The sequence below is a fragment of the Streptomyces sp. NPDC085946 genome (genome assembly GCF_044540485.1).
Classification (GTDB): domain Bacteria; phylum Actinomycetota; class Actinomycetes; order Streptomycetales; family Streptomycetaceae; genus Streptomyces.
In genome coordinates, this window is record NZ_JBITSF010000005.1 from 96,844 (window position 1) to 122,401 (window position 25,558).

General features: G+C 76.1%; 23 protein-coding genes and 1 pseudogene. 11 read left to right on the top strand and 13 right to left on the bottom strand.

Annotated elements, in window-relative coordinates; translation table 11 throughout:
• Positions 1-25: 25 nt before the first annotated feature.
• A complete protein-coding gene (locus ACIF8T_RS12695) occupies positions 26-979 on the bottom strand; it encodes a MurR/RpiR family transcriptional regulator (RefSeq protein ID WP_400034122.1) in 954 nt (317 codons plus the stop codon).
• Between the two features lie 56 nt (positions 980-1,035).
• On the opposite strand from ACIF8T_RS12695, the gene ACIF8T_RS12700 reads away from it, so the two are divergent.
• On the top strand, positions 1,036-1,428 hold the full coding sequence (locus ACIF8T_RS12700) for a hypothetical protein (protein ID WP_400034124.1): 393 nt from the start codon (positions 1,036-1,038) through the stop codon (positions 1,426-1,428).
• Positions 1,429-1,435: 7 nt separating this feature from the next.
• Positions 1,436-1,723, top strand: coding sequence for a DUF4031 domain-containing protein (locus ACIF8T_RS12705; RefSeq protein WP_400034126.1), 288 nt, complete (start codon positions 1,436-1,438; stop codon positions 1,721-1,723).
• On the opposite strand, the gene ACIF8T_RS12710 is transcribed toward ACIF8T_RS12705, so the two are convergent.
• Entirely contained in the window at positions 1,696-2,748 is a 1,053-nt protein-coding gene (locus ACIF8T_RS12710; RefSeq protein WP_400034711.1) for a GNAT family N-acetyltransferase, read from the bottom strand. The two genes, ACIF8T_RS12705 and ACIF8T_RS12710, sit on opposite strands and share 28 nt — an antisense overlap.
• A gap of 50 nt (positions 2,749-2,798) precedes the next feature.
• Positions 2,799-3,464 (bottom strand): hypothetical protein, encoded by a 666-nt coding sequence (locus tag ACIF8T_RS12715; protein WP_400034128.1) that lies wholly within the window; start codon positions 3,462-3,464, stop codon positions 2,799-2,801.
• A 71-nt stretch (positions 3,465-3,535) separates the two neighbouring features.
• On the opposite strand from ACIF8T_RS12715, the gene ACIF8T_RS12720 reads away from it, so the two are divergent.
• On the top strand, positions 3,536-4,213 hold the full coding sequence (locus ACIF8T_RS12720) for a maleylpyruvate isomerase family mycothiol-dependent enzyme (protein WP_400034130.1): 678 nt from the start codon (positions 3,536-3,538) through the stop codon (positions 4,211-4,213).
• A gap of 83 nt (positions 4,214-4,296) precedes the next feature.
• Positions 4,297-4,998 (top strand): copper homeostasis protein CutC, encoded by a 702-nt coding sequence (locus ACIF8T_RS12725; protein WP_400034132.1) that lies wholly within the window; start codon positions 4,297-4,299, stop codon positions 4,996-4,998.
• 738 nt (positions 4,999-5,736) lie between these two features.
• Here the strand turns inward: ACIF8T_RS12725 and ACIF8T_RS12730 are convergent.
• Positions 5,737-7,788 (bottom strand): HelD family protein, encoded by a 2,052-nt coding sequence (locus tag ACIF8T_RS12730; RefSeq protein ID WP_400034134.1) that lies wholly within the window; start codon positions 7,786-7,788, stop codon positions 5,737-5,739.
• A 314-nt stretch (positions 7,789-8,102) separates the two neighbouring features.
• Between ACIF8T_RS12730 and ACIF8T_RS12735 the strand changes: the two genes are divergently transcribed.
• A complete protein-coding gene (locus ACIF8T_RS12735; RefSeq protein WP_400034136.1) occupies positions 8,103-8,288 on the top strand; it encodes a hypothetical protein in 186 nt (61 codons plus the stop codon).
• 30 nt (positions 8,289-8,318) lie between these two features.
• On the opposite strand, the gene ACIF8T_RS12740 is transcribed toward ACIF8T_RS12735, so the two are convergent.
• Positions 8,319-9,962 (bottom strand): DNA repair helicase XPB, encoded by a 1,644-nt coding sequence (locus ACIF8T_RS12740; RefSeq protein WP_400034138.1) that lies wholly within the window; start codon positions 9,960-9,962, stop codon positions 8,319-8,321.
• 157 nt (positions 9,963-10,119) lie between these two features.
• On the opposite strand from ACIF8T_RS12740, the gene istB reads away from it, so the two are divergent.
• A complete protein-coding gene (istB, locus tag ACIF8T_RS12745; protein WP_400034140.1) occupies positions 10,120-11,529 on the top strand; it encodes an IS21-like element helper ATPase IstB in 1,410 nt (469 codons plus the stop codon).
• On the opposite strand, the gene ACIF8T_RS12750 is transcribed toward istB, so the two are convergent.
• The 3 genes from ACIF8T_RS12750 to ACIF8T_RS12760 form a co-directional block, all read right to left on the bottom strand.
• On the bottom strand, positions 11,498-11,722 hold the full coding sequence (locus ACIF8T_RS12750; RefSeq protein WP_400034142.1) for a hypothetical protein: 225 nt from the start codon (positions 11,720-11,722) through the stop codon (positions 11,498-11,500). The genes istB and ACIF8T_RS12750 overlap by 32 nt on opposite strands.
• A 94-nt stretch (positions 11,723-11,816) precedes the next feature.
• The gene (locus tag ACIF8T_RS12755; RefSeq protein ID WP_400034144.1) at positions 11,817-11,945 is read right to left on the bottom strand and encodes a hypothetical protein; all 129 of its coding nucleotides are present in this window, start codon (positions 11,943-11,945) and stop codon (positions 11,817-11,819) included.
• A gap of 239 nt (positions 11,946-12,184) precedes the next feature.
• Positions 12,185-14,728, bottom strand: a complete 2,544-nt coding sequence (locus tag ACIF8T_RS12760; RefSeq protein WP_400034146.1) for a helicase-associated domain-containing protein — start codon at positions 14,726-14,728, stop codon at positions 12,185-12,187.
• 182 nt (positions 14,729-14,910) lie between these two features.
• On the opposite strand from ACIF8T_RS12760, the gene ACIF8T_RS12765 reads away from it, so the two are divergent.
• Complete coding sequence (locus ACIF8T_RS12765; protein WP_400034148.1) at positions 14,911-15,927, top strand: hypothetical protein; 1,017 nt, start codon at positions 14,911-14,913, stop codon at positions 15,925-15,927.
• Positions 15,928-15,969: 42 nt separating this feature from the next.
• Complete coding sequence (locus ACIF8T_RS12770; protein ID WP_400034150.1) at positions 15,970-16,629, top strand: HAD family hydrolase; 660 nt, start codon at positions 15,970-15,972, stop codon at positions 16,627-16,629.
• Here the strand turns inward: ACIF8T_RS12770 and ACIF8T_RS12775 are convergent.
• Positions 16,608-16,856 carry a hypothetical protein gene (locus ACIF8T_RS12775; protein WP_039932946.1) on the bottom strand — a complete coding sequence of 83 codons (249 nt, stop codon included), beginning with the start codon at positions 16,854-16,856 and terminating at the stop codon, positions 16,608-16,610. The two genes, ACIF8T_RS12770 and ACIF8T_RS12775, sit on opposite strands and share 22 nt — an antisense overlap.
• A gap of 164 nt (positions 16,857-17,020) precedes the next feature.
• On the opposite strand from ACIF8T_RS12775, the gene ACIF8T_RS12780 reads away from it, so the two are divergent.
• Positions 17,021-17,404 (top strand): cold-shock protein, encoded by a 384-nt coding sequence (locus tag ACIF8T_RS12780; RefSeq protein WP_400034152.1) that lies wholly within the window; start codon positions 17,021-17,023, stop codon positions 17,402-17,404.
• Between the two features lie 4 nt (positions 17,405-17,408).
• On the opposite strand, the gene ACIF8T_RS12785 is transcribed toward ACIF8T_RS12780, so the two are convergent.
• From ACIF8T_RS12785 to ACIF8T_RS12800, 4 genes and pseudogenes are all read right to left on the bottom strand, one after another.
• The gene (locus ACIF8T_RS12785; protein ID WP_400034154.1) at positions 17,409-18,257 is read right to left on the bottom strand and encodes a 1,4-dihydroxy-6-naphthoate synthase; all 849 of its coding nucleotides are present in this window, start codon (positions 18,255-18,257) and stop codon (positions 17,409-17,411) included.
• A pseudogene (locus ACIF8T_RS12790) lies at positions 18,247-18,940 on the bottom strand (futalosine hydrolase). The gene ACIF8T_RS12785 and the pseudogene ACIF8T_RS12790 overlap by 11 nt, the downstream one beginning before the upstream one ends.
• A gap of 26 nt (positions 18,941-18,966) precedes the next feature.
• Positions 18,967-19,464 carry a DUF2771 domain-containing protein gene (locus tag ACIF8T_RS12795; protein WP_400034156.1) on the bottom strand — a complete coding sequence of 166 codons (498 nt, stop codon included), beginning with the start codon at positions 19,462-19,464 and terminating at the stop codon, positions 18,967-18,969.
• A 63-nt stretch (positions 19,465-19,527) separates the two neighbouring features.
• Positions 19,528-20,961, bottom strand: a complete 1,434-nt coding sequence (locus ACIF8T_RS12800; RefSeq protein ID WP_400034158.1) for an MFS transporter — start codon at positions 20,959-20,961, stop codon at positions 19,528-19,530.
• Positions 20,962-21,276: 315 nt separating this feature from the next.
• Here ACIF8T_RS12800 and ACIF8T_RS12805 point away from each other — a divergent pair, with 315 nt between their 5' ends.
• Positions 21,277-22,203, top strand: coding sequence for a DUF3027 domain-containing protein (locus ACIF8T_RS12805; RefSeq protein ID WP_400034160.1), 927 nt, complete (start codon positions 21,277-21,279; stop codon positions 22,201-22,203).
• A 133-nt stretch (positions 22,204-22,336) separates the two neighbouring features.
• Positions 22,337-25,465 carry a sacsin N-terminal ATP-binding-like domain-containing protein gene (locus tag ACIF8T_RS12810; RefSeq protein ID WP_400034162.1) on the top strand — a complete coding sequence of 1,043 codons (3,129 nt, stop codon included), beginning with the start codon at positions 22,337-22,339 and terminating at the stop codon, positions 25,463-25,465.
• Positions 25,466-25,558: the final 93 nt, after the last annotated feature.

The following is a 25,558-nucleotide window of genomic DNA, read 5'->3' on the forward strand; positions in this document are numbered from 1 at the left end:
CTGGGGGCCGAGGGCTCGGGCCGGGCTAGCGGCGCGTCGTGCCGCGCGGGCGGTGGCGGTGCGCCAGCGCCTCGTACGACGCGGACAGGGCGGGCCCCGCCGTGTCGTAGGTGCGCTGCGTCACCCCCACGAACAGGCAGTCCACGACCAGCAGTTGGCTGGTGCGGGACGACATCGCGGCCGGACGCAGCTCGCTCTCCCGGGCGGTGGAGGTGGTCAGGACGTGGTCGGCGTACTGGGTGACCGGGCCGTCGGGGCGGCCGGTGACCGCCACCGTGGTCGCGCCGCGCTCGAAGGCCACCCGCAGCGGCTCGATGACGTCGCCGGTCGAGCCGGAGTGCGTGATGGCGACGGCGACGTCACCCGGCCGGAGCTGCACGGCGTTCGTGACGGCGAGGTGCGGGTCGCCGGGGGCGTGCGCGACGAGCCCGATGCGCAGCAGCTTCTGCGTGAGGTCCTGGGCGACCAGGCCGGACGCTCCGATGCCGTACACGTCGGTGCGGCGGGCGGCGGCCACCGCGGCGACGGCCGCGCCGAGCTGGACGGTGTCGAGTCCGGCGGCGGTGTCGGCGAGGGTCTGCTGCTCGTCGTGGGCCAGCTTCGCCACGACGTCGGCGATCGGGTCGTCCACCGCGATGTCGGTGGTGAGGGCGGGCGCGCGGCCGGACTGCTGCTGGGCGGCGAGTCCGGCGAGGGCCAGGCGCAGGTCCCGGTAACCCGGATAGCCGAGCAGGCGGGCGGTGCGCACGACGGTCGCCTCGCTGGTGCCGGTGCGCTCGGCCAGACCGGTGACGGTGAGGGCCGCGCAGCCGGCCGGGTCGCCCGCGACGGCCTCGGCGACCCGCTGCATGGAACGGGTCATCGACGGCGCCAGCGTGCGGACCTTGGCCGCCAGGGCGGCGGGCGCGGGCGGTGCGCCACCGGCTCCGCCGGGGCCGCCGCGCGCGGCCGGGAAACTTTCCTTCACGTGCCGGGTCACACCTGAAAGCTATTTTCGGGTCGGCGTCCCGGTCAAGAGTGCGCACAATGGGGTGCATGGAACACACCGGCAGCCCCGTGAGCCCTCTGGAGCAGGCGTTGCACGCCGCACGCGCCCTGGTACTCGCCGACCTGGTCGCGCGCGAGGTCGCCGAGGCGGACGTGGTGTCCCTGGTCGAGGAGTCCGTCGCGCAGCGGCGCTGGTGGGTCGAACAGTGGCCGGAGGGCGCGGAGTACGTCGCCGGGCTGGTCGCCCAGGACGTGCAGGACGCCCTGCTGGAGCGCAAGGGCCGCTGGCCGCTGTGCCCGGTGTGCGGCTCGGGCGACCCGCACGCGCTGGACGTCGAGCCCGAACTCGGCCCGGATCCGCACTGGGTGTGCCACAAGTCGGGCGTGAAGGTCGCGGCGGTGGGGGCGCTGGACGCGGTCCTCGGCGGACCCGCGTCGTGAGGCACCGGTGACGATCTACATCGACCCGCCGACCTGGCCCGGCCACGGGCGGCTGTGGTCCCACCTGGTCAGCGACGTCTCCTACGACGAACTGCACGCGTTCGCCGCCGGACTGGGCGTGCCCCGGCGGGCCTTCGACCGCGACCACTACGACCTGCCCGAGCAGCGCTACGCCGACGCGGTGCGCGCCGGGGCGGTGGAGGTCGGCAGCCGCGAGGTGGTGCGGCTGCTGCACGAGGCCGGGCTGCGCCGGCCGAAGCGGCGCGGTCAGCCCCAGGGCGTGCGCAGTTCGTAGAGGAACTGCTCCTCGTCGTCGGCCACCCGGGTGAACCCGGCGCGCGCGACCACGTTCTGCGACGGCACGTTGGACCGCTCGACGACGGCCAGGACGGCCGTGACGCCGTCCTGCGCCAGCGCCCACGCCGACAGCGCGCGCAGCGCCTCGGTGGCGTAGCCCCGGCCGCGGGCGCCCGGCACGAGGTCGTAGCCGACCTCGACCCGGCCGTCCTCGTCCGGGATGCCGTGGAAGCCCATCGCGCCGACCGCCCGGCCGTCCTCGCGGCGCACCAGCGCGTACATGCCCCACTCGGGGCGCAGCACGCCCTCCTCGTACTGCTTCACCACCAGCGTCGAGCCCATCCGGGTCCCCTCGACCGGGCCGCCCTCGACCCAGGTGAAGCCGCCGTCGTCGCCCGCCGCGAGCTCCATGGCGGCCGCCGGGGTGACGCTCTGGAGGACGAGGCGGTCGGTGGGGAGCACCGGGGCGTTGCACCAGCGCCACGCGGTGACGGGCGCGCGGCCGGGCAGCTCGCCGCGGCCGGTGGCCCACAGCAGGGTCGGCCAGGGGGTGGGCCCGGGCCGGACGTGCGGGAAGAGCCGGGTCAGCACGAAGGAGCACAGGCCGGCCGGCGGTTCGTGGGGCACGCCCAGGCCCTCGGCGATGTCGTGGGTGTGGAGCAGCACCTCGGCCACGCCCATCGCGGCGAAGCCCTCGCGGTCGGCGCTGCGGAACGGGTACGGGTGGAACGCCCGGGCCCCGGGCGGGGCGGTGCGGACCGCGGCGGCGAGCAGGGCGCCGGTCGTGCGGATCACGTCCAGCAGGCCCGCGTTGCCGGTGCCCTCGTCGAGGGTGATGTCGAAGGGGACGTAGCCGTCCTGGGCGCGGCCCGCGAGCTGCCCGGCGTAGGAGACGAGGTCGCTCGCGATGTGCACCGCCGTCTCGTGGCAGCTCCACTCCAGCCGGCCGGCCCGTGCCGCCTGCCAGTCCCGGTCCACGACCGTCCCGAGCAGCGCCACGCAGTCCGCGACCGCCTCGTCCACCTGATCCGCGCCCACAGCATGCATACGGCGAGGCTAGGGGGCGGGCCGCGTCAGGTCGACAGCATTTCCAGCTCGGCGCGCAGGTTGTAGCGGGCGGTCGCCTCCCAGTGCTCGCGGCCGTGGGGCGTGCGGAACAGCGCGGGCAGGTCCAGCAACTGGCGCAGGACCGCGGCGCGGCCCGCCCGGAAGGCGTCGTTCGGCACGAAGTGGTACTCCTCGCGGACGGCGGCGGTGTAGGCGGCGTACGCCGACGGCGGCGAGGCCAGGACCGCGAGGTCGGCGTCGCACAGGACCTGGCCGTCCGGGTCGTCGCCGGCCGGGTCGTGGGTGACGGTGAGGCGGACCAGGCGGGCCACCTCGGCCGTCTTCCGCGCGGACAGCCCGGCCTCGGGCAGCGCGCGTTCGGCCAGCCGCGCCGAGCGCTCCTCGTTCTCGGAGCGGTCGGGCAGGTAGACGGCGTCGTGGAACCAGGCGGCCAGGCGCACCACGTCCGGGTCGGCCGCGTACCCCTCCAGGACGTCGACGCGGTCGAGGACCGCCGTGAGGTGGGCGAGCGTGTGGTAGCGGCGCTGCGGCTCCTGCCAGCGGGCCAGCAGGGCGTCGGCGTACGGCGCCGGGTCGGGGCGGTCGGCGGGTCCCGCGCCGGGGAACGGCCCGCCCCGGGCCGCCACCAGCGAGCGGACGAAACGGGCGCGCAGGGCGTCGAGATCGGCCATGCGCCCATTCTCCCCGGATCCGCCGCCGGTGTTCTCCCCCGGCCGGGCGCGGGGCCCCTAGCGTGGAGGGCATGACGACTCCAGCGGATGTGCACGACGTACGAGACCCCGAACTGCCCGGCCGGCTGCTGGCCGTGGAGCGGGACGCGCTGGTCCCCCTGCTGCGGGCCCGGTCCGACGCGGACTTCGCGCGGCCGGTCGCCGCGTGTCCGGGCTGGACGGTGCGGGACGTGGTGGCGCACTGCGCGGCCGCGCTCACCCGGGTGGTGGAACAGCGGTACGAGGAAGGGGTGTTCTCGCCCGCCGCGAACGACAGGGACATCGCCGAGCGGGCCGGTCTGGCGAACGGGCGGATCGTCGACGAGCTGGAACGCGGGATGACCGCGGCCGGGCCCGTGATCGCCGCGGCGGGCGGGGCGCTGGACGGGATCGCGCTGGGCGAGTGGGTGCACGCCGGGGACGTGCGCGAGGCGTGGGGGGAGCCCGGGGCGTACGCGGGCGACGGGCTGCCGCACGCGCTCGCCCTCCTCGCCCGGGTCACCCGCGAGCGGGGCCTCCTGCCGCTGCACGCCGACCTCGACGACGCCGACGAGCCGCTGCGGCTGGGCGACTTCGCGGGGGACCGGCCGCCCGCCCGGTACATCGGGGACGGCCCGACCCTCGTCCGGCTCTGCGCGGGCCGGTCCGTGGACGGGGCGTCCTACGAGCTGGCCGGGGCGCGGGAGAGCGAGCTGAACATCTTCGGGTGAGGGGGATCCGGCGGGGCCGGGGGCGTAGGCTGGGATTGGACTAGACCTGTAGCCGCCGTCTCACCGTCGATGAATGGGGTCCCATGAGCAAGCGTGCAGTCCTGGAGGTGATCGCCCTCGACGTCGAGGACGCGGTCGCCGCCCGGGCCGGAGGCGCGGACCGCCTCGAACTGGTCACCGACATGGCGGCCGACGGGCTCACCCCGTCGGCCGGGACCGTCGCCGGGATCCGCGAGGCCGTGGACATCCCCCTGCGGGTGATGCTGCGGCTCGCGGACGGTTTCGCGGCCGGAGCCGCCGAGGACGTCGGCCGGCTGGTGCGCGCCGTGGGCGAACTGCGCCGGGCCGGGGCCGAGGAGTTCGTGCTCGGGTTCCTCGACGTGCACGGCGCGGTGGACCTCGACGCGGTCGAGCGGGTCGTCGACGCCCTGGAGGGCTGCCCGTGGACCTTCCACCGGGCCATCGACCGGGCCGCCGACCGCGACGCCCTGCGCAAGCAGCTCGACGGGCTGCCCGGCCTCGACACGTACCTCACCGCGGGGGCGGCCGGAGGCGTCGACGACGGCCTCCCCACCCTGCTCGCCGAGGCCGGCCGGCGCGGCGACCCCGGCTACGAGCAGCAGCTCCTGGTCGGCGGCGGCCTCCGCCTCGACCACGTCCCGACCCTGCTGGAGGCCGGCATCGACGGCTTCCACATCGGCGGCGCAGCCCGCCCCCACGGCTGGTCGGGACCGGTGTCGACGGAGGCGGTCGCCGAGTGGCGGGAGGCACTGGACGCGGCCTGAGTCCGGCGGGCGGTCCCGGATGCCGCGTGAGCCTGGCGGGCGGGCCTGGATGCCGTGTGAGTCCGGTGGGGGGCCTGGATGCCGTGCGGGTCCGGCGGGCGGTACCGGATGCCGTGTGAGTCCGGTGCGGGGCGGACACCGCCTGAGCCCGGTGGGCGGTCCCGATGCCGTGTGATCCCGACGGGCGGTACCGGACGCTGCCTGAGCTCGGCGGGCGGTCGGGCGCTGCGTGAGTCCGGCGGGCGGTCGGGCGCTGCCTGAGACCGGTGAGTGGTATCGGACGTCGCCTGAGCTCGGCGGGCGCTCGGACACCGTCTGAGTCCGGCGGGCGGTCGGGCGCTGCCTGAGTCCGGCGGGCGGTCCCGGACGCCGCCTGAGCCTGGCAGGCGCTCGGACACCGCCTGGGCCCGGTAAGCGGTCGGACACCGCCAGAGCCCGGCGGGCTGCGGCGGCGCCTGTGAGCCAGGGGCCGCTGTGGTGCTCTCCGTGCTGGCCGGGTGGGTGCGGGACGGGGCGGCGGGGCCGCCCGGCCGGGCTTCCCCGCCGACCGGCCTCCTCCGGCACGGGCGGACCGGACCGGACCGGCCCGTGAGCCGGGGGGCCGCCGCGCCGCTTCCCGTGCCGGGCGGTGCGCGGCGCGGCTGCCGTCGCCGGACGGGTGCGTACGCGGGCCCGGTCCCGTGCGGCAGGGGACCGGGACGCGCCGGCGGGCCGGGCGCGGGACCTCGCCCCGGCCGGTCAGGCGAGCTGCTCCGGCAGGGGGGCCGTGTGGGTGACCAGGAGGCCCGAGACCGCCCGGGTCAGGCACACGTACAGGCGGCGCAGGCCGGTGCGCTCGTCGGGCTCGGCGTCGACCACGGCGCGGGGCTCGTCCAGGACCACGTAGTCGTACTCCAGGCCCTTGGCCAGGGACGCCGGGACCAGGGTCAGGCGGGTGCCGGGGGTGGTCTCCTCGCCGGGGCCGAGGTAGCCGACGCCCGCCGCGGTGAGCGCCCCGGCGAGTTCCGGGACCCGGGCGTCGGCGGCGATCAGGCCGACCGAGCCCTCGTGGCGCAGCGACTCCCGGCAGGCGTCGACCACGTCGGCGGCCGAGGCGACCGCGCGGATCTCGAAGGAGCCGGGGTTCTCGCGGACCGACTCGACCGGGGCGAGGCCCGGGGCGATGTGCGGCAGGAGGCGGGAGGCGTAGGCGATGACGTCCGCCGGGACGCGGAAGCCGGCCGTCAGCTCCTCGACCACCGCGTCCTGCTTGCCCAGGTGGGCCAGCGCCTCCCGCCAGCTCCGGGTGGCCCACGGCGTGGTGCCCTGGGCCAGGTCGCCGAGGACGGTCGCCGAGCCCGTGGTGCAGCGGCGGCCCACCGCCCGGTACTGCATGGGGGAGAGGTCCTGCGCCTCGTCGAGGACGACGTGCCCGAGGGAGGGCGTGCGCTGGATCAGGTCGGCGGCCTCGTCGATCAGCACCGCGTCCGCCGGCGACCACTTCGCCGACCTCACCGACCGCGCGGGCCTCGTCCACAGGACGGCCTTCTGCTCGTCCGCGGTGAGGATCCCCTCCGCGTGCCCGGCCAGGAAGTCCGCGTCGGACAGCAGCCGCAGCACGAGCTTCGCCGGGTCGACCGCCGGCCACACGGCCTTCACGGCCGCCTTCACCGCGCTGGTGCGGGCCACCGCGTCCTGCACCCGGTCGTCGGGCGCCTCGCCCGCCCGCTCCATCTGCACCAGCACGGCGTGCGCGATGCGCTGCGGCAGGGCCTCCCGGGCGGCGCCGTAGCGGATGTCCCGGTCCAGCAACTCCCGGACGATCTCCTCCAGTTCGTACGCCGGAACCCGCCAGCGCCGCGAGCCGCGCACCACCACGACCGGCTCGGTGGGCAGGGTCACGTGGGCGTACAGGGCCCGGCGCAGCACCTGCGCCATCCGCGCGTCGCCCTTGACGACCGCCGCCGCCGCGTCGTCCGCGCCCCGCACCTCCACGTGCGCGACCAGGTCGTCCACCGTGGCCTGCTGCACGGTCAGCTCGCCCAGCGCGGGCAGCACCTGCTCGATGTACTGCAGGAAGGACCGGTTCGGCCCGATCACCAGGGTGCCGCTGCGGGCCAGCCGCTCCCGGTGGGCGTACAGCAGGTACGCCACCCGGTGCAGGCCGACGGCGGTCTTCCCGGTGCCGGGGCCGCCCTGCACGCACACGGTCCCGCCCAGCCCGGACCGCACGATCTCGTCCTGCTCCGGCTGGATGGTGGCCACGATGTCCCGCATCGGGCCGACGCGCGGGCGCTCGATCTCCTGCTGGAGCAGCCGGCTGGTCCTCGCCGGCTCGGCGGGGTCGGAGAGGCGCTCGTCCTCGTACGCCGTCAGCTCGCCGCCGGTGTAGCCGAAGCGGCGGCGCAGCGCGACGTCCATGGGGTCCTTCCCGGACGCCCGGTAGAACGGCTGCGACACCGGCGCGCGCCAGTCGATCACCATCGGGTCGCCCTCGGCGTCGTGCACGTGCCGCCGCCCGATGTAGAAGCGCTCCCCCTCCGCCCCCTCGGCCCGTTCGGCGCCCGGCGGGTGCAGGTAGTCGAGCCGGCCGAAGAACAGCGGGGTGCCGGCGAGGTCGGCCAGGGACTTGATCCGCTCCTCGATCTGGCGCGCCAGCACCTGGGCGTTCACCCAGTTCGCGGTGACGTCGCGGATGTCGAGGGACTCGGCGTCCTCGCGCATCACGCGCAGGGCGGCCCGGGACGCGGCGAGGTGCGCGCGCTCACGGGCGAGGGGATCGTCGACGGGCGTGGGGCCGGGCGTGGACAAGGGGGTGCCTCCGGATGACCTGCTGCGTGAAGACCTGCTGCGTGGACGGCCGCACGGTGGGTGGCGGCTGCGGATGCCGACCGGTTTCCGTCCGGGCGGCGGCACTCCGGGGGGAGGCGGGCAAGAGCGGAGATTCTAGGCGAGCGCGACGGGCGCGGGCCACCGCGTTTCCGCCTCCCGCCCCCCGGGGGCCCCGAGGGACGCCGCCCTCCGTCCTGAGGGGCGCCGGTCCGTCCGCGGGCGTACGGGACGGGGGAGCGGGTTCCGTCCGCAGACCGATGCCCGCGCGGGACCCGCACTCGCACACTGGAGGCATGAGCGCAGCAACCGTCTTCCCCGCCCCGGCACCGGGCCGCCCGTCCGGCGCCACGCCCGTGACCGGCGGCCGGCGCCACCTGCTCGGTGACGTCCTGCGCGCCGTCAGGGTGTTCGCGGGCGCCGCCTTCGACGTGGTCGTCCTCGGCGAGTACGGCGAGGAGGCCGGCGTCCGCCGCAGGTGAACCGGCCCGTCGGCCGGGACCGGGAGCCCGTCAGCTCCCGGCCAGGAGCTCGTCCGCGTCCATGATCCGGTACGCGTACCCCTGCTCCGCCAGGAAGCGCTGCCGGTGGGCGGCGAAGTCCTGGTCGATGGTGTCCCGGGCCACCACCGAGTAGAAGTGCGCCTGGTGCCCGTCGGCCTTGGGGCGCAGCACCCGGCCGAGGCGCTGGGCCTCCTCCTGGCGCGAGCCGAACGTGCCCGACACCTGGACGGCGACCGTCGCCTCCGGCAGGTCGATCGAGAAGTTCGCGACCTTGGAGACCACCAGCACGTTGATCTCGCCCTCGCGGAACGCGTCGAAGAGCTTCTCGCGCTGGGCGTTGGACGTCTCGCCCTTGATCACCGGGGCGCCCAGGTGCTCGCCGAGCTCGTCGAGCTGGTCGATGTACTGGCCGATGACGAGGACCTGCTGCCCGGCGAAGCGGCGGACGATCGCCTCGGTGACCTTCCGCTTGGTCTGGGTCGTCGCGCAGAAGCGGTACTTCTCCTCCGCCTCGGCGGTGGCGTACGCGAGCCGCTCGGAGTCGGTCAGGTTGACCCGGACCTCCACGCAGTCGGCGGGCGCGATGTAGCCCTGCGCCTCGATCTCCTTCCACGGCGCGTCGAACCGCTTGGGGCCGATGAGGGAGAACACGTCCGACTCGCGGCCGTCCTCGCGGACCAGCGTCGCGGTCAGGCCGAGGCGGCGGCGCGCCTGGAGGTCGGCGGTGAACTTGAAGACGGGGGCGGGCAGCAGGTGCACCTCGTCGTAGACGATCAGCCCCCAGTCCCGGGAGTCGAACAGCTCCAGGTGGGGGTAGACCCCCTTCCGCCTGGTCGTCAGCACCTGGTAGGTGGCGATGGTGACGGGCCGGATCTCCTTCTTCGTCCCGCTGTACTCGCCGATCTCGTCCTCGGTCAGCGTGGTCCGCTTCACCAGCTCGTGCTTCCACTGCCGGGCCGAGACGGTGTTGGTGACGAGGATCAGGGTGGTCGACTTGGCCTGCGCCATCGACCCGGCGCCGACCAGCGTCTTCCCGGCGCCGCAGGGCAGCACCACGACCCCGGACCCGCCGTGCCAGAAGTTCTCCACGGCCTGCTTCTGGTACGGCCGCAGCGCCCAGCCGTCCTCGCGCAGCTCGATCGGGTGCGCCTCGCCGTCGACGTACCCGGCGAGGTCCTCCGCGGGCCAGCCCAGCTTCAGCAGCGTCTGCTTGATCTGCCCGCGCTCGGAGGGGTGCACGGCGACGGTGTCCGCGTCGATGCGGGCGCCGACCAGCGGGGTGATCCGCTTGGACTTCAGGACCTCCTCCAGCACCGGCCGGTCGGTGGTGGTCAGGACCAGGCCGTGCGCCGGGTGCTTGCTGAGGGTCAGCCGTCCGTAGCGGTCCATCGTCTCGGCGATGTCGACGAGCAGCGCGTGCGGCACCGGGTAGCGGCTGTACTGCACCAGCGCGTCGACGACCTGCTCGGCGTCGTGGCCCGCGGCGCGCGCGTTCCACAGGCCCAGCGGGGTCACCCGGTAGGTGTGGATGTGCTCCGGCGCCCGCTCCAGCTCGGCGAACGGCGCGATGGCCCGGCGGCAGTCGCCGGCCTGCTCGTGATCGACCTCCAGGAGCAGGGTCTTGTCGGACTGGACGATGAGCGGACCATTCACGCGCGGCACCCTTTCGTGCGGCCAGACGACGCGGCCAAACGTCCAGTGTGCCCGATCGCCCGGGTAAGCGCGGTGGCGTGCGCCACCCGTCGTACAGGATCTCTATTCATCCCTGCGGGTGGCGCCGGTTGAGCCGGACGGCGGTTCCCTCCGAAGAATGGCGGACGTGCAGCCTTCCGCAGGAACGCCCTCCCCGCCCACCGCCACGCTCGGCTACGCCCTGTTCGCCACCCGGTGGCTCCAGGCGCCGCTGTACTTCGGCCTGGTGGCCGTGCAGGGCGTGTACGTCTACAAATTCTTCTACGAACTATGGACGTTAATCCTCCGGTGCGTGACCGGCCGGGCCACGGAGACGTACGTGATGCTCGCCGTGCTCAAGCTGGTCGACGTCGTGATGATCGCCAACCTGCTGATCATGGTGATCGTCGGCGGCTACGAGACGTTCGTGTCGCGCATCGGCCTCCAGGGCCACCGCGACCAGCCCGAATGGCTCTCGCACGTCAACCCCAACGTGCTGAAGGTGAAGCTGGCCACCGCGATCGTGGGCATCTCCTCCGTGCACCTGCTCCAGATGTTCGTGGACGTGGAGCACACCTCCCGGCACTCCCTGCTGTGGGGCACCGTGATCCACATGGCCTTCATCGTGTCGGCGGCGATCCTGGCGTACATGTCGGGTCCGATGCTGGTGCGGGACGGACACGCGCCTGTCCGGGCGGGACACGACCCCGGGACTGCGGCGGCCGGCCCCCACCCCGAGCCGGCCGCCGCCCAGGCCCCCTCCCAGGCCCCCTCCCCGGTCCCCTCCTCCGTCCCCGCCCGGATCCCCGCCCAGGTGACCGCCGAGCCCCCCTCCCAGGCGACCGCCCGGATCCCCTCCCCGGTCACCCCCCGGACCCTCTCCCCGGCCACCGCCCAGGCCCCCTCCCCGGCCACCGGCCCTCTCCCCGGCCCGGCGGAGCCGTCCCCGGCCGACGAGGGCGGCGAGGAGCGGATCCGGGCGGCCGGGTTCCCCTCCCGCAAGCTGCTGGAGGAGTTCGACGCCGGCCACCCCCGCGTCTTCGACCGGGAGGCCGTCGCCCGGCTCGGCAAGCTGGACTTCGTCGCCGCGCGCCGCAACGCCGTCCTGGTCGGCCCGCCCGGCACCGGCAAGACGCACCTCGCCACCGGCATCGGCGTGCGCGCCTGCGAGGCCGGGTACCGGGTGCTGTTCGCGACCGCCGCCGAGTGGGCCGCCCGGCTGGCCGAGGCGGACGCGGCGGGCCGGCTCGCCGGGGAACTGGCCGCGCTGGACGCCTGCGCGCTGCTGATCGTCGACGAGGTCGGCTACGTGCCGTTCGACGCGGACGCCTCCCGGCTGTTCTTCCGGCTGGTCGCCCACCGCTACGAGCGGGCCTCCCTGCTGGTGACCGGCGACCGCCCGCCGGAGCACTGGGAGGAGGTCTTCGCCGGTCCCGCCGTCCCGGCGATGGTGGACCGGCTGGCCCACCACGCCGAGACCGTGCGGATCGACGGGGACAGCTACCGCGCCCGCCGGGCTACCGCAGCGTGGGCAGAGCGACGTTGTTGATCAGCGGGCCCTCGATGGTGAGGCCCTCGGTGACCAGGGACTCGGGCGCCGCGGCCGGCAGGGGCAGCGGCAGCGGGGACGGCGCCGCCGAGGCCTCGGGCGCGAGCGCCGTGACGAGCGCGGCGGCGGTCACCAGCGCGGCGGCGGAGACGGCGACGGCGCTGCGGGCGTGTTCGGGAAGTTTGGAACGCATCGGGTCGGGGGCCTTTCACGAACGTGGGGGGAGGGGAGGACCGCGGCGGGCCGGCCCGGGGACGCCGGGGCCGGCCCGCGGGTGCGGGGACGCGTCAGATCTGGGGCGTCTCCAGGACGAACCCGGCGATGTCGATCCCGACCGCCGCCGCCTCGGCGGCGAACGCGCCGAGCATCAGGGCGGTGGCGGTCAGGACGGCGGCCACACGACGGGCAGCACGCATGGGGGACTTCCTCTCTGGTGCGCGCCCGGATCCCCGTGGGGCGTCCGGGCCTGATCAGGACACCCGGTGGCTGCCCGCCGACACGCGGCGCGATGCGGCACGCCGGGCAAGGTCGCCCATGGGTGGGACGTGTCCGGCGTGGCGTGCATGAATCCCGGCGTACGCCCGCACGGGTGATCCCGCGCGGGCCCCGGGGCGTGCGGGGCGCCCGGTCCGTCCGCCCGGTGGCGCCCGGTGGCTCAGTGGTCGCCGTCGGCGAGCTCCGCGACCCCCGTGATCCGGTGCAGCGGATAGGTGCGGACCTCGTCCGCGGTGTGGTCGTACGCCGTCACGAAGCCGCCCTCCACGCGGACCGGGGCGATGACGCGCCGGCTGGCGGCGCCCTCGGCGTTGACGTACCCGATCCACACGGCCTCGCCGGTCAGGACGGCGGCCTGCACGGTCGCGAGGGTCTCCGCCGGGGAGGTGCGCGGCAGTTCGCCGCCCGCCGCGGCGCCGTCCTCCGGCTGTCTGCGCGGGGCGGTGGAGGCCAGGTCACCGGCCCGGACGGCGCGGATCGCGGCGGCGAGCAGGGTGTCGTCGGGGACCGGCGGCCCGTCGGGCACCGGCTCGGGAGCCGTCCGCGGCGGGGTGCGGTGCGCCTGCGCCCGGGCGATCAGCACGTCGCCCTCCGCCGACTCGGCGGCCGGCGCGAACCCCATCGCCCGCAGCCCCTCCAGCAGGGCGGCCGGGCCGGTCTGCGCGGCGAGCACGGTCGGCGCGAGGCGCCGCAGCCCGAGCCCGGCGGCCCGCTTGTCGGCGAGGATCTCGCTCAGCACGGCGTCGTCGTCGCAGCGCACGTAGGCCGAGGCCGCGCCCACCCGCAGGTGCCCGTGCCGGCGGGCCACGTCGTCGATCAGGTACGCCAGCGGCTGCGGCACCGGCGTACGGGAGTGCGCGGCCAGGAAGGCGTGCAGGTCGGCGGCGGTCCGCCCGGTGTCCAGGGCCCGGCGCACCGAGCCGGGCGTGAACCGGTAGACGGTGGCGCCGCCCTTGGACTCCACGTCCGCGAGCACGCCGAGCACGTCGGCGAGCGGCCGCCGGAGCGGGCCCGGGGCCACCGCGGTCAGGTCCGCCTGGAGCAGGACGTGGTCCAGCGGTTCGGGCAGGAGGGGCGCGAGGAGCCGGGCGGCGGTGGCGGAGGCCGTGGCCTGCTCGGCGGGGGAGAGGGGCGCGAGCGGCGGCGCGGGCCGGTGGTGGACGGGGAGCTTGTCGCCGGGACCGGCGGTGTCGGCCGGGCCGGTCTCCGGCGCCTTCGGCGCGGGCGCGCCGAGCAGCGCCCGCCCGTGCCCGGACAGCGCGCCCCGGCCGGTGATCCCCAGCAGCTCCGCCTCGGACAGCGCCCACCGGGCGAGCCGGCCGCGCAGGTCGTCGTCCTTCTGCGGCCCGCGCGAGGGCCGCTCCCACCGCAGCCGGGCCAGCACGGAGTCGGCGGAGGGCGCCGCGCCCTGCGGCAGCCCCGCCAGCAGCGCCAGCACCCGGTGGCGCACCTCGGGCGCCGCCGACCGGTCCAGGCCCGGCCCCAGCGCCGACAGCGTGCGGTCCTTGGCGTCCCGCCCGCCGACCAGCCCGGCCGTCCGGGTGGCGGTGAGCCACGCCGTGGCCAGCCGCGCCCAGCGCTCGGCGGCGGGCAGCTCGCGCCACTCGTCGTAGGCGGGGGTCGCCGCGTACCGCTCGTCCGCCTCGCCGTCGGAGGCGACCAGCCCGGCCGCGTACGCCAGTTCGGCCCAGAACGCGGCGACCGGCTCGGACACGTCCAGGGCGACCGCGGTCCGCTTCAGGTCCCGCAGGCTCAGCCCGCCGGCCCGCAGCACGGCCGGGCCGCCCTCGTCCCAGTCCTTCAGCAGCTCCTCGACGGTCGCCAGCGCCGTCAGCGCCTGGCCGGCCGCGGTGGCGTCCACCACCCGGGGACTGTGGCCGGCCGCGGTCTCGACGGGCGGCGGCACCGGCTCGGGCGCCCGGTGCGCGCGCCCGCGCCGCAGGTGCAGCGCCACCTCGCGCGGCAGGACGACCGTCCCGGGCGCGGTCGGCAGCAGCAGCCCGCGGTCCAGCAGCCAGCGCAGCCGCGCCGCCGGGTCCGGGGTGACCTGCCCGTACGGCGGCCCCCACACCAGGCGCTCCAGGACGTCGAGGGAGTCGGCGGGGGCGGCGGCGAGCAGCGCGGCCATCCGCCCGCGGTCGGTGAACAGCGCGGTCAGGGCGGCCACGGCGGAGACCGCGTCGTGCGTCGAGGGCAGCCCGGCGGTGGCGACGATCTCCTGGATCCGTCCCGGGGACATGCCGGCGGCGGCCTCCTGGACGGTGGGCCCGAGGCCCGTCGGGGACGGGTGCTGCGGGGAGGGCGCGAGCAGTTCCCGCGCGGTGCGCACCAGCCGCAGCCGGTCGTCGCCGCCCCACACCAGGGCCTGTTCGCGCAGGGTGCCGAGGGCGTGCGGCAGGGCGGCGACGACGGCCGGGTCCCGGTCGTCGCCGGCCATGAGACCGAGCAGGTCGTCGTAGGACGCCGGGTCCGCCGCCACGGCCAGGGCCTCCGCCGTCTGGAGCGCGAACCGGTCCAGGCGCTCCAGGGCGCGGACCACCGAGGCCCGGGTGGCGGCGCGGGTGGCGAGCTGGGTGAGGTCGGTGGGGACGGGCGTGATGAGGTCGGGACGGCTGCGCAGGAGGGCGGCCAGGGAGCGGTCGTCGCGGGCGCGGAGCGCTTCCGCGAGGGAACGGGGGGCCGCGGTCGTCTCCTCGGTGCTCATCCGGTCAACGGTAGCGGGTCGCCTCCGGCGGCCGGGCCGTCCGCGTACCGGTGAGCCCGGGGTCGCGCCCCCGGTCCCCGCCGGTCCGGGCGGGCGGGGCGCGACGCGCCGCGGGCACCCCCGGGGACGCGGTACCGTCGTCGCACGCCTTCAGCGCATGCACCTGCCCCGGAGGGGACTTCGTGGGGATCGAGAGCGACCAGGTCGTCTACGAGTATCTGAGCCGCGTCGGCGACGTGGCGCAGCAGCGGCAGCTGCCGTCGGCCGCGCGCATGCGCCTGGTCGCGGACCTGCGCGACGAGATCGACCGGCGCCGGGCGAGGACGCCCGTGGACAGTCCCGCCGCCGTCCGCCGCATCCTGCACCGCATCGGCACGCCCGACGAGGTGGTCGCCGCGGCGGCCGGGGAGACCGGCGGCGCCGGTTCCCCGGTCGCCGCGCCCGCCGCCGTCCCCGTGCAGCGCGACCGCGAGCCGCGGGAGCCCGGCGAGGGCGCCCGGGGCGTCCTGCGGCGTGTCGTGCCGCGGCCCCGCCCGGCGCGGCCCGCCGGCGAGCCGGACCCCGCCGCCGGCGTCCCGGCCCCGCCGCACCTGGCGAGCGCCCACGAGCTCGGGGACGGTGCCACGCAGCCGGACTGGTGGCGGGTGGACAGCAGCCCGTTCGGCGTCGGCGACGAGGTGCCCGGCTTCGTGGGCGGGGTGGAGATCCCGGAGCTGCTCAAGCCGCCGCCGTCGAGGACCGCGGCGCAGGACGGGCGGCGGACGGCGGCCGTGGGGAAGGCCGCGCCGGCCGCCGTCGAGGAGGAGCCGGAGGCCGCGGCGCCCCCGGCGGCCCGGCGCCGCCTGCCGCGGCTGCCCGCCGGCGGCCGGCGCAATCCCCTGCTGCTGGTCGCCGCCGGGCTGCTCGTCGTCGGTGCCGCGCTCGGGAACTGGTTCGCCCTGCTGGTCGGCTGGGCCCTGGCCTACACCTCGCGCCGGCTGACCCAGGCGGAGACGAAACTGGCCGTCATGGTGCTGCCGGGGCTGGCGGCCGCCGCCGGCCTGGTGTGGCTGTGGGGCCGTACGGAGGGCCGCTGGGGCGACCCCGTCGCCGCGGGGCACATGAACGACGCGCTCGCCGAGACGTGGCCGTGGGTGGTGCGGGGCGCGGCCGTGGCGTCGGCGCTGTTCCTGGTGTGGCGGTCGCAGCGGCGCGGGTAGGCCGCCCGGGGCGCTGCCCGCGGGCCGGGCCGCCTGGGCACAATGGCCCCCATGGCCTCCACGACCGCGCCCGCGCCGACCGTCGGGTTCGACCTCGACATGACCCTCATCGACTCCCGCCCCGGCATCCGCGCCTGCTACCTGGCGCTGTCCGAGCGGACGGGGACGTACATCGACGCCGACCTGGCGGTGACGCGGCTCGGTCCGCCCCTGGTGGAGGAGCTCGCGCACTGGTTCCCCGCCGCGGAGGTCGAGGCGACGGCCGACCTGTACCGCGCGATGTACCCGGCGATCGCCGTGACCGCCACGCCCGCGCTGCCCGGCGCCCGCGAGGCGGTCGAGGCCGTGCGGGAGGCCGGGGGACGCGCGATCGTCGTCACGGCCAAGTACGAGCCGAACGCCAAGCTGCACCTGGCCCACCTCGGCATCGAGCCCGACGCCGTGATCGGCGACCTGTGGGCCGAGCAGAAGGCGGAGGCGCTGCGCGAGTACGGCGCCACGGTCTACGTCGGCGACCACGTGGGGGACGTGCGCGGTGCCCGGGCGGCCGGCGCGCTGTCGGTCGCGGTGGCCACCGGCCCCTGCCCGGCCGAGGAACTGCGCGCGGCCGGCGCGGACGTCGTCCTCCCCGCCCTGACGGAATTCCCGGGGTGGTTCTCGGACCACCCCGGGCGCGCGCCCTATCGCCCGGCGCGGGCCTGACGCCGTCCGGCCGCGACGGAACGGAGCACGCCCGCGCCGGCCATCAGGAATCCCACCGCCATGAGCATGCTCAATCCGAACATGTACGTGGGAAAGGGCGTCGTTCCGAGGAACAGCGGGGCCACCGTGACCAGAGTGGCCACCGCACCGATGAAGAAGACGACGGCACCGGCACGGACCAGGCGGTCACCGGGCGCGGCGGAATTCGTTTGGGTTTTGTCACGCACCCCACCAGGGTAGTTCCCAGCGCGAAGGAACAAGCCGGTGACGTCTTGTCACCGGCCTGTGGACCATTAGCCTTGGAACCGGCGGGTCGGAACGGCCCGCCCCAGTGCTATCAAGAGCCGTTTCCAGAAGCAGTTTTCCGACGAGTACGAGGACGAGGACAGACGTGCCTACCGGCAAGGTCAAGTGGTTCAACAGCGAGAAGGGCTTCGGCTTTCTCTCCCGCGACGACGGCGGCGACGTCTTCGTGCATTCCTCGGTCCTCCCCGCCGGAGTCGAGACGCTCAAGCCGGGCCAGCGCGTCGAGTTCGGCGTCGTCGCCGGGCAGCGCGGCGACCAGGCGCTCTCCCTGACCGTGCTGGACCCGACCCCGTCGGTCGCCGCCGCGCAGCGCAAGAAGCCCGACGAGCTGGCCTCCATCGTCCAGGACCTGACGACCCTGCTGGAGAACATCACGCCCATGCTGGAGAAGGGCCGCTACCCGGAGCGGGCCTCCGGCAAGAAGATCGCCGGCCTGCTGCGCGCGGTCGCCGACCAGCTGGACGTCTGACGCCTCAGGGGAACCGCAGCGCGTCGGGGCCGAGGGGCGGCACCAGCCCTTCGGCCGCCGCGCGCGTCAGCAGTCCGCGCACGGCCGCGTAGCCGTCCTCGCCGAGGCCGGCGGTGAACTCGTTGACGTACAGCCCGATGTGCTGGTCCGCGACGGCCGGGTCCATCTCCTGGGCGTGCTCCATCACGTACGGGCGGGAGGCCTCCGGGTCGTCCCAGGCGGCCCGCACGGAGGCGCGGACGGCGTCGGCGAGCCGCAGCAGCGCCTGCGCGCCCAGCGACCGCTTCGCGATGATCGCGCCGAGCGGGATCGGCAGCCCGGTGGTGCGCTCCCAGTGCTCGCCCATGTCGGCGAGCTTGTGCAGGCCGTAGTTCCGATAGGTGAAGCGCGCCTCGTGGATGACGAGGCCCGCGTCCACCTTCCCGTCCCGCACGGCCGGCATGATCTCGTGGAACGGCATCACCACGATCTCCCCGACCCCGCCGGGCAGCGTGTCCGCCGCCCACAGCCGGAACAGCAGGTACGCCGTCGACCTCTCGCTCGGCACCGCGACCGTCCGCCCCGTCAGGTCGGTCCCGGCCTCCCGGGTGAGCACCAGCGGCCCGCAGCCCCGCCCCAGCGCGCCGCCGCAGGGCAGCAGCGCGTAGTCGTCGAGGACGTACGGCAGCACCGCGTACGACACCTTCAGCACGTCGAGCTCGCCGCGCTCGGCCATGCCGTTGGTGACGTCGATGTCCGCGAAGGTCACGTCCAGGGCGGGGGCGCCGGGGACGCGGCCGTGGGCCAGGGCGTCGAAGACGAACGTGTCGTTCGGGCAGGGGGAGTACGCGATCCGCAGCCGCTCACCGGTCATGCCGGTTCCACCTCCAGTACGGGCGAAAGCTTCACGAAGCCGTCCGCGAGGGCGGCCAGGGCGTCGCCGATCCGCCACGCGGACCGGTCGCGGGGGCCCACGGGGTTGGACACCGCCCGCACCTCCAGCACCGGCACCCCGTGCGCGGCGGCCGCCTCGGCGACCCCGAAGCCCTCCATGGCCTCGGCCAGGGCGGTGGGGTGGCGGGCGCGCAGGGCGGCGGCGCGTGCGGCCGTCCCGGTCACCGTGGAGACGGTCAGCACGGCGCCGGTGCGGGCGCCGGCCGCGGCGGCGGCCCGCCGGACGAGCGCCGCGGGCGGCCGGTGGGTGACGGTCCCGAACCCGAGCTCCGTCACCGGCGCGAACCCCTCGGCCGTCTCGGCCCCCAGATCGGCCGCGGTGATCTCGTCGGCGACGACGAGGGAGCCGGGCGGGGCGTCCGGGAGGAAGCCGCCCGCGATCCCGGCGCAGACGACCAGGCCGTAGGGGCGGCCGTCCAGGGCGGCCGCGGTGAGCGCGGCGGCCGTGGCGGCGGCCGCGAGCGCCGGGCCCACTCCGGCCGCGAGGAGATCGGGGCCGCCGGTGACCCGGTGCAGGGCCGCGCCGGGCAGGGAGACCTCCCGTACGGGCCCCGCGAACGCCCCGGCCACCGCGTCCCGCTCCACGGGAACGGCGGTGGCCACCAGCACGCGCGGCCCGGCGGAAGGGATCAGGCGTCCTTCTTGAGCTTGAAGTTCCACAGGGCGGTGGTGTTCTTCTCGCCCTCCTTGATCGACACCAGCGTCGAGTTGCCCTGCGCGCCGTACTGGGCGTTGAAGAACACGCTGCCCGGGATGGTGCGGTAGGTCTTCGTGCTGGAGTCGGTCAGCGGCTGCCCGTTCATCAGGATCGTCCAGCCCTCGTCCGCGACGTCCGGGTCGACGCCGAAGCGCACCGTCTCGTCGGGGTCGACCGTGACGGTCTCGATGTCGGTGTCCTTCAGGCACTTCGTGAGGTCGGCGGCCTTCAGGGCCTCGCCCTCGCCGCCGCAGGTGGCCTCGGCGTTCACCGAGTCGCTGCCGACGGTGATCGTGGACACCGGCGTCGGCTTGTCGCACGCCGACAGGACGAGCAGTCCGGCGCACACGACGCCGGTGACGGCGACGGCGCGGCGGCGACGCACAACGCGGTATCCATCAGCGGCTGCGCCGCGGAGCAACGTGGTCATAGGACGAAGGCTATCGGGCACACCGGGCGGTCCTCCCACGTGGGGTGCGGCGTGCCCGTACCGTTACGCCACGCGCGCCCGCGCGGAGCCCCCGCGCCGGGCCGAGCCGACCAGCCCGCGGACGGTGAGCAGCCAGCCGGTGCCGACGACGGCGGCGCCCACCGCCAGGCCGAGCGTGCCGTTGAGCGGCAGCGCGATGCCGATGGCGCCGCCCAGCACCCAGGACATCTGCAGCAGCGTCTCGGAACGCGCGAACGCCGAGGTGCGCACCAGCTCGGGCACGTCCCGCTGGATCAGCGCGTCCAGGGACAGCTTGGCCAGGGCCTGCGCGAACCCGGCGATCGCCGCCAGGACCGCCACCAGGACCGCCCCGAAGAACACCGCGGCCGTGACCGCCGCGACCGCCACGCAGGCCACCACCGTCACGATGATGATCTCCGGCGCCCGGGACCGGAGCCAGGCGCCGACCGCCGTGCCGAGCGCGTTGCCCGCGCCCGCCGACACGCCCACTATCCCCAGCGACACCGCCGCGCTCTGCCCGGTCATCGGGTGCTCGCGCAGCAGGAAGGCGAGGAAGAAGATCAGGAAGCCGGACAGGCAGCGCAGGGCGGCGTTGGCGCCCAGGGCGTGGGTGACGGCCGGGCCGACCGTGCGCAGCCCCGGACGCTTGACCGGCTTGCGGTGCGGCCCGTGCAGGTGCCGCTCGTCCGCCGCGAGCAGCGCGGTGTCCTCGCCCTTGGCCGAGTCCACCTTCGGCGGCAGCGTGAAGGAGAGGAAGGTTCCCGCGACGAAGAGCAGGAAGGCGCCGTACAGCGGCCAGCGCGGCCCGATCTGCTGGAGCCCCGCGCCGACCGGCGCCGCGATCCCGGTCGCCAGCAGCCCGCCGAGCGTCACCCGCGAGTTGGCCTTCACCAGGGAGAAGCGGGGCGGCAGCAGCCGGGGCACGACCGCGCTTCTGACCACGCCGTACGCCTTGGAGGAGACCAGCACGCCGAGCGCGGCCGGGTACAGCTCGATGCCGCCGCTGACCACCGCGCCCGACAGCACCAGCGCCAGCAGCGCCCGGGCGGACATCGCCCCGGCCATCGCGGCGCGGCGGCCGTGCGGGATCCGGTCCAGCAGCGGGCCGATCACCGGCGCGAGGAGCGTGAAGGGCGCCATGGTGATCGCGAGGTACAGCGCGACCCGGCCGCGGGCCTCGTCGGTCGGCACGGAGAAGAACACGGTGGAGGCGAGCGCGACCGTGATCATGACGTCGCCGGCGCCGTTCACGCCGTGCAGCTCGATCAGCTTGCCGAGGCCGGACTCGCCCGCGCCGTGCGCGTGGGTCGCTCTGCGGATGCCCCGGGCGGTCCCGGTCACGGGCAGGTGCAGAGCACGGCCGACCGCGCGGAGCGGGCCGCCCGTCCGGCCCGGCCCGCTGCGCCGGCTGCTCCCCTTGGCCCCGTTCGGCCCACCGGTCCCGGTGGCGCCCTGGGGCGTCCTCGCGGCTGCCACGACGTTCATAGTGCCCCGAGATGCCCGTCCGTAGTGCCGTCGGCGCGTGGACGGGGCCGGTGGTGTGCCTGTCTGGCCCAGCGAGCCGCGGCGGGGCGGGAAACACCCGCCGCGCGGCCGCGATCGCGACCGTCGGTGTACGCGGGGCGCGGCGGAAGGGTAGCGTGCGTATCTCAGCCATCCCGCAGAATGGATGGAGGCGCGCCCGGGCACGAGTCGGCGCGGACGTCGACGCGGTCCCCCGGTCCGCTCCGTCCGCCCTCCGCGCTGGGAGCGGCGCACTCGTGAGACGGCGTATGGAGAGAAGCGATACCTGTGAGCGCAGCGACAACGCGAAGCCGCACCCCTGACCGTCTGTGCGCCGAGGCCGTCGACCTCGCCCGCGCCGCCGCCGAGGAGGCCGCCGCTCCGGGGGTCGTCGGCGAGCACGAGGGCCTGGTGTCCGAGGGCGACCGCGTCGTCACGCACTTCTTCGCCTGCAAGGAGCTCGGGTACCGGGGCTGGCGCTGGGCCGTGACGGTGGCCCGCGCGTCCCGCGCGAAGGTCGTCACGGTGGACGAGGCGGTGCTGCTGCCCGGCCCCGACGCGCTGCTCGCGCCGGAGTGGGTGCCGTGGAGCGAGCGGCTGCGCCCGGGCGACATGGGCCCCGGCGACCTGCTGCCCACCGACGCCGAGGACCTGCGGCTGGAGCCGGGCTACTCCGGCGAGGACGAGCCGGCGCCGAACGCCGCGGTCTCCGGGGAGATGGCCGACCTGGCGGAGGCCGAGGACGCCGACGTCACGGCCGGGTCCCCGGCCGGGCTGCCCGTCGCCCCCTCGCGCGGCTCCATCGCGGCCGTCGCCGAGGAACTGGGCATGCGGCGGGCCCGCGTGCTGTCCCGCTACGGCCTGCACAGCGCCGCCGACCGCTGGGAGGAGGCGTTCGGCTCCAAGACCCCGATGGCCCAGGCCGCCCCCGCGGCCTGTGTGAGCTGCGGCTTCCTCGTGGCCATCGGCGGCTCGCTGGGCCAGGCCTTCGGCGTCTGCGCCAACGAGTTCTCCCCGGCCGACGGGCGGGTCGTCTCGCTCGCCTACGGCTGCGGCGGGCACTCCGAGGCCGCGGTGATGCCCAAGCCGCCGCAGCCGGCCCCGCCGGTGATCGACGAGACCCGGGTGGACCCGTTCCCGCTGCGGCCGGCCGCCGACTCCGGGTCGGTGACGGTCACCGAGGACGAGTCGTCGGCGGACCTGGGGCACTCCTGAGGGTTTCGCGGCCGATCGCCGCCGGGCGGGTCCCGGCGGGCCCGCGGCCGCGTCGCCCGGTGGCGCCGGTGCCGGGAACGCGGCGGCTCCCGCTCGCGATACCTTCGTCGTCACGCCGATGAGGAGAGTGAACGTGAGCAAGTTCGTACGGCCTGCCGCCGAGGGCGCGGACCCGTTCGGCACGGCACGTCTGCGGCGCGGGGTGCTGGACGCGTGGGCCACCAGCCCCGCCCGGTTCCGCGAGGACGCCAACGCCGAGGAGGACCTGGTCCTCGGGGGCTACCGGGACCGGCTCGTCGTCGAACTCGCCCAGAACGCCGCCGACGCCGCCGCCCGCGCCGGGGTGCCCGGCCTGCTCCGCCTGACCCTGCGCGACGGCGTCCTCGTCGCCGCCAACACCGGCGCCCCGCTGGACGCGGCGGGCGTGGAGTCGCTGTCCACGCTGCGCGCCTCCGCCAAGCGCGACACCCAGGACAAGGCGGTCGGCCGGTTCGGCGTCGGCTTCGCCGCCGTCCTCTCCGTCACCGACGAGCCCGCCGTCGTCGGCCGGCACGGCGGGGTGCGCTGGTCCCTGCCCGAGGCCCGCGAGCTCGCCGGGGACGTCGCCCGGCACAGCCCCGGCCTCGGCGACGAGATCCGCCGCCGCGACGGGCACGTGCCGCTGCTGCGGCTCCCGTTCGCCGCCGAGGGCACCGCCCCCGCCCCGTACGACACGGCCGTCATCCTGCCGCTGCGGGACACGGCCGCCGCGGGCCTCGCCGAGCGGCTGCTGCGCGCCGTCGACGACGCGCTGCTGCTCGCCCTGCCCGGTCTCACCGAGGTCGTCGTGGAGATCGACGGCGACGCCCCGCGCACGCTCGTCCGCCGCACCGACGGCCCGTTCACCGTCGTGGACGACTCGGTGGGCGGGGTCACCCACTGGCGCACGTCCGCCGCGCACGGCCCGCTCACCCCCGACCTGCTCGCCGACCGGCCCGTGGAGGAGCGGCTGCGGCCCCACTGGTCCGTGACCTGGGCGGTGCCCGTCGAGGCCGACGGCAGCCCCGCCCGGCCGCGCACCAGCCCCGTCGTGCACGCGCCCACCCCCAGCGACGAGCCGCTCGGCGTGCCCGCCCTGCTCATCGCCTCGTTCCCGCTGGACTCCACCCGCCGGCACGCCGCCCCCGGCCCGCTGACCGACTTCCTCGTGCAGCGCGCGGCCGAGGCGTACGCCGAACTCCTCGCCGACTGGCGGCCGGTGACCGCCGGGATCATCGACCTGGTGCCCGGCCCGCTCGGCACGGGGGAGCTGGACGGCGCCCTGCGCCGGGCGGTCCTCGACCGGCTGCCCCGCACGTCCTTCCTGCCCCCGGCCGCCGCGCCGGGCGACCCGGAGACCGACGACCTGCCCGAGTCCCTGCGGCCCCGGGACGCCGAGATCGTCGAGGGGGCGGGCGCCGACACCGTGCGGGTCCTCGCCGAGGTGCTGCCCACCCTGCTGCCCGCCGGGCTGGAACGGCGCGCGGAGCTGCGGACCCTGGGCGTCGCCCGGGTGCCGCTGACCGACGCCGTGGACCGGCTGGCCGGGCTGGAGAAGGAACCGGGCTGGTGGCGGCGGCTGTACGACAGCCTGGCCGGGGTCGACCCCGACCGGCTGTCGGGGCTGCCGGTGCCGCTGGCGGACGGCCGTACCGCGATCGGCCCCCGGCAGGTGCTGCTGCCCGGCGCGGACACCGCCCGTATCGACCCGGAGGTGCTGGCCCGGCTCGGCCTGAAGGTCGCCCACCCGGACGCCGCCCACCCCCTCCTGGAGAAGCTCGGCGCGCTGCCCGCCACCGCGCGGGCGGTGCTCACCACCCCGCAGGTGCGGGCCGCGGTCGCCGCCTCCCTCGACGACGGGGGCGGCATCGGCTGGGAGGAGGACGCCCTCGACGCCGAGGAGCTCGCCGAGGTCGTGCTGGGGCTGGTGCGGGACGCGGGCCTGGAGCCCGGCGAGGAGCCCTGGCTCGGCGCGCTCGCGCTGCCCGACGAGGACGGCGAGCTGTCGCCGGCCTGCGAACTGGTCTTCCCCGGTGGTCCCTTCGCCTCGGTGATGCGCGAGGGCGAGCTCGCCGCCGTCGACGCCGAGCTGGCCGGGAAGTGGGGCGAGCAGCCGCTGGCCGCCTGCGGCGTGCTGGTGGGCTTCGCCCTGGTGCGCGCCACCGACGTCGTCCTCGACCCGGACGAACTGGAGCCCCGCGAGGGGGACTTCACCGAGCCGGACGACGCCGGGCTGCTGGACGCCGTCGACGTGTGGTGCGAGGACATCCTCGACCGCTTCCCCGACTCGCCCGTCCCGCCGGTCGCCACCGAGATCGTCGCCGTACGCGATCTCGACCTCGTCGACGACGACCGGTGGCCGCAGGCCCTCGCCCTGCTGTCGCGGCCGCCGCTGCGGGACGCGCTCGTCGAGCCGGTGCGGATCCTGCTGCCCGACGGCACCCACGAGGTCGTCCGGCCGTACACGGCCTGGTGGCTGCGCGGCCACCCGGTGCTCGACGGCCGCCGCCCGGCCGGGCTGCGCGCCGCCGGCGGCGACCCGCTGCTGCGCGGCCTGTACGACGAGGCCGACGCCACCGGCTTCGACGACGAGCAGGTGCTGCGGGCGCTGGGGGTGCGGACCTCCGTGGCCGCCCTCCTCGACGAGCCGGGCGGCGCCGCCGAGCTGCTGGACCGCCTGGCCGACCCCGACCGGGAGGTCACCGCCGCCCAGCTGCACGCCCTGTACGGCGCGCTGGCCGAACTGGACCCCGAGCAGGTGACCCTGCCGGAGGAGCTGCGCGCGGTCGTCGACGGGCGGGTGGAGGTCGTGGACGCGGCCGACGCCGTGGTCGTCGACTCGCCCGACCTGCTGCCCTTCACCGGGGGCGTCCCGCTGCTGCCGGTGCGGCCGTCGCGCGCCGCCGACCTGGCCGAACTCTTCCAGGTCCGGCGGTTGAGCGAGTCCGTCACCGGCTCGGTGGACTCCCGGGGCGCCGAGCACGACGTACCGGAGCCGGTGCGGGTGCTGCTCGGCCCGCGGACCCCGGCCTCGTACGTCGAGCACGACGAACTCGTCGTCGACGGCGTGGAGATCGACTGGCGGCTGACCGACGACGGGGTGCTGCACGCCTCGACCCTGGAGGGCGTCGCCGCGGGGCTCGCCTGGGCGGCCGGGCAGTGGCCGCGGCAGTTCGAGGTCGCCGCGCTGCTGGAGGACCCGTCGCGGACGGGGGAGTTGGCGCGGGACCGGTGGTTCGACTGACGCCGGGAAGTCCCGCACAAAACTTTCATCAGCCGTACAACCATTCGCGGGAGTGGCGTATCTGATCACGTGAGTCAACAGACTCCACGATCA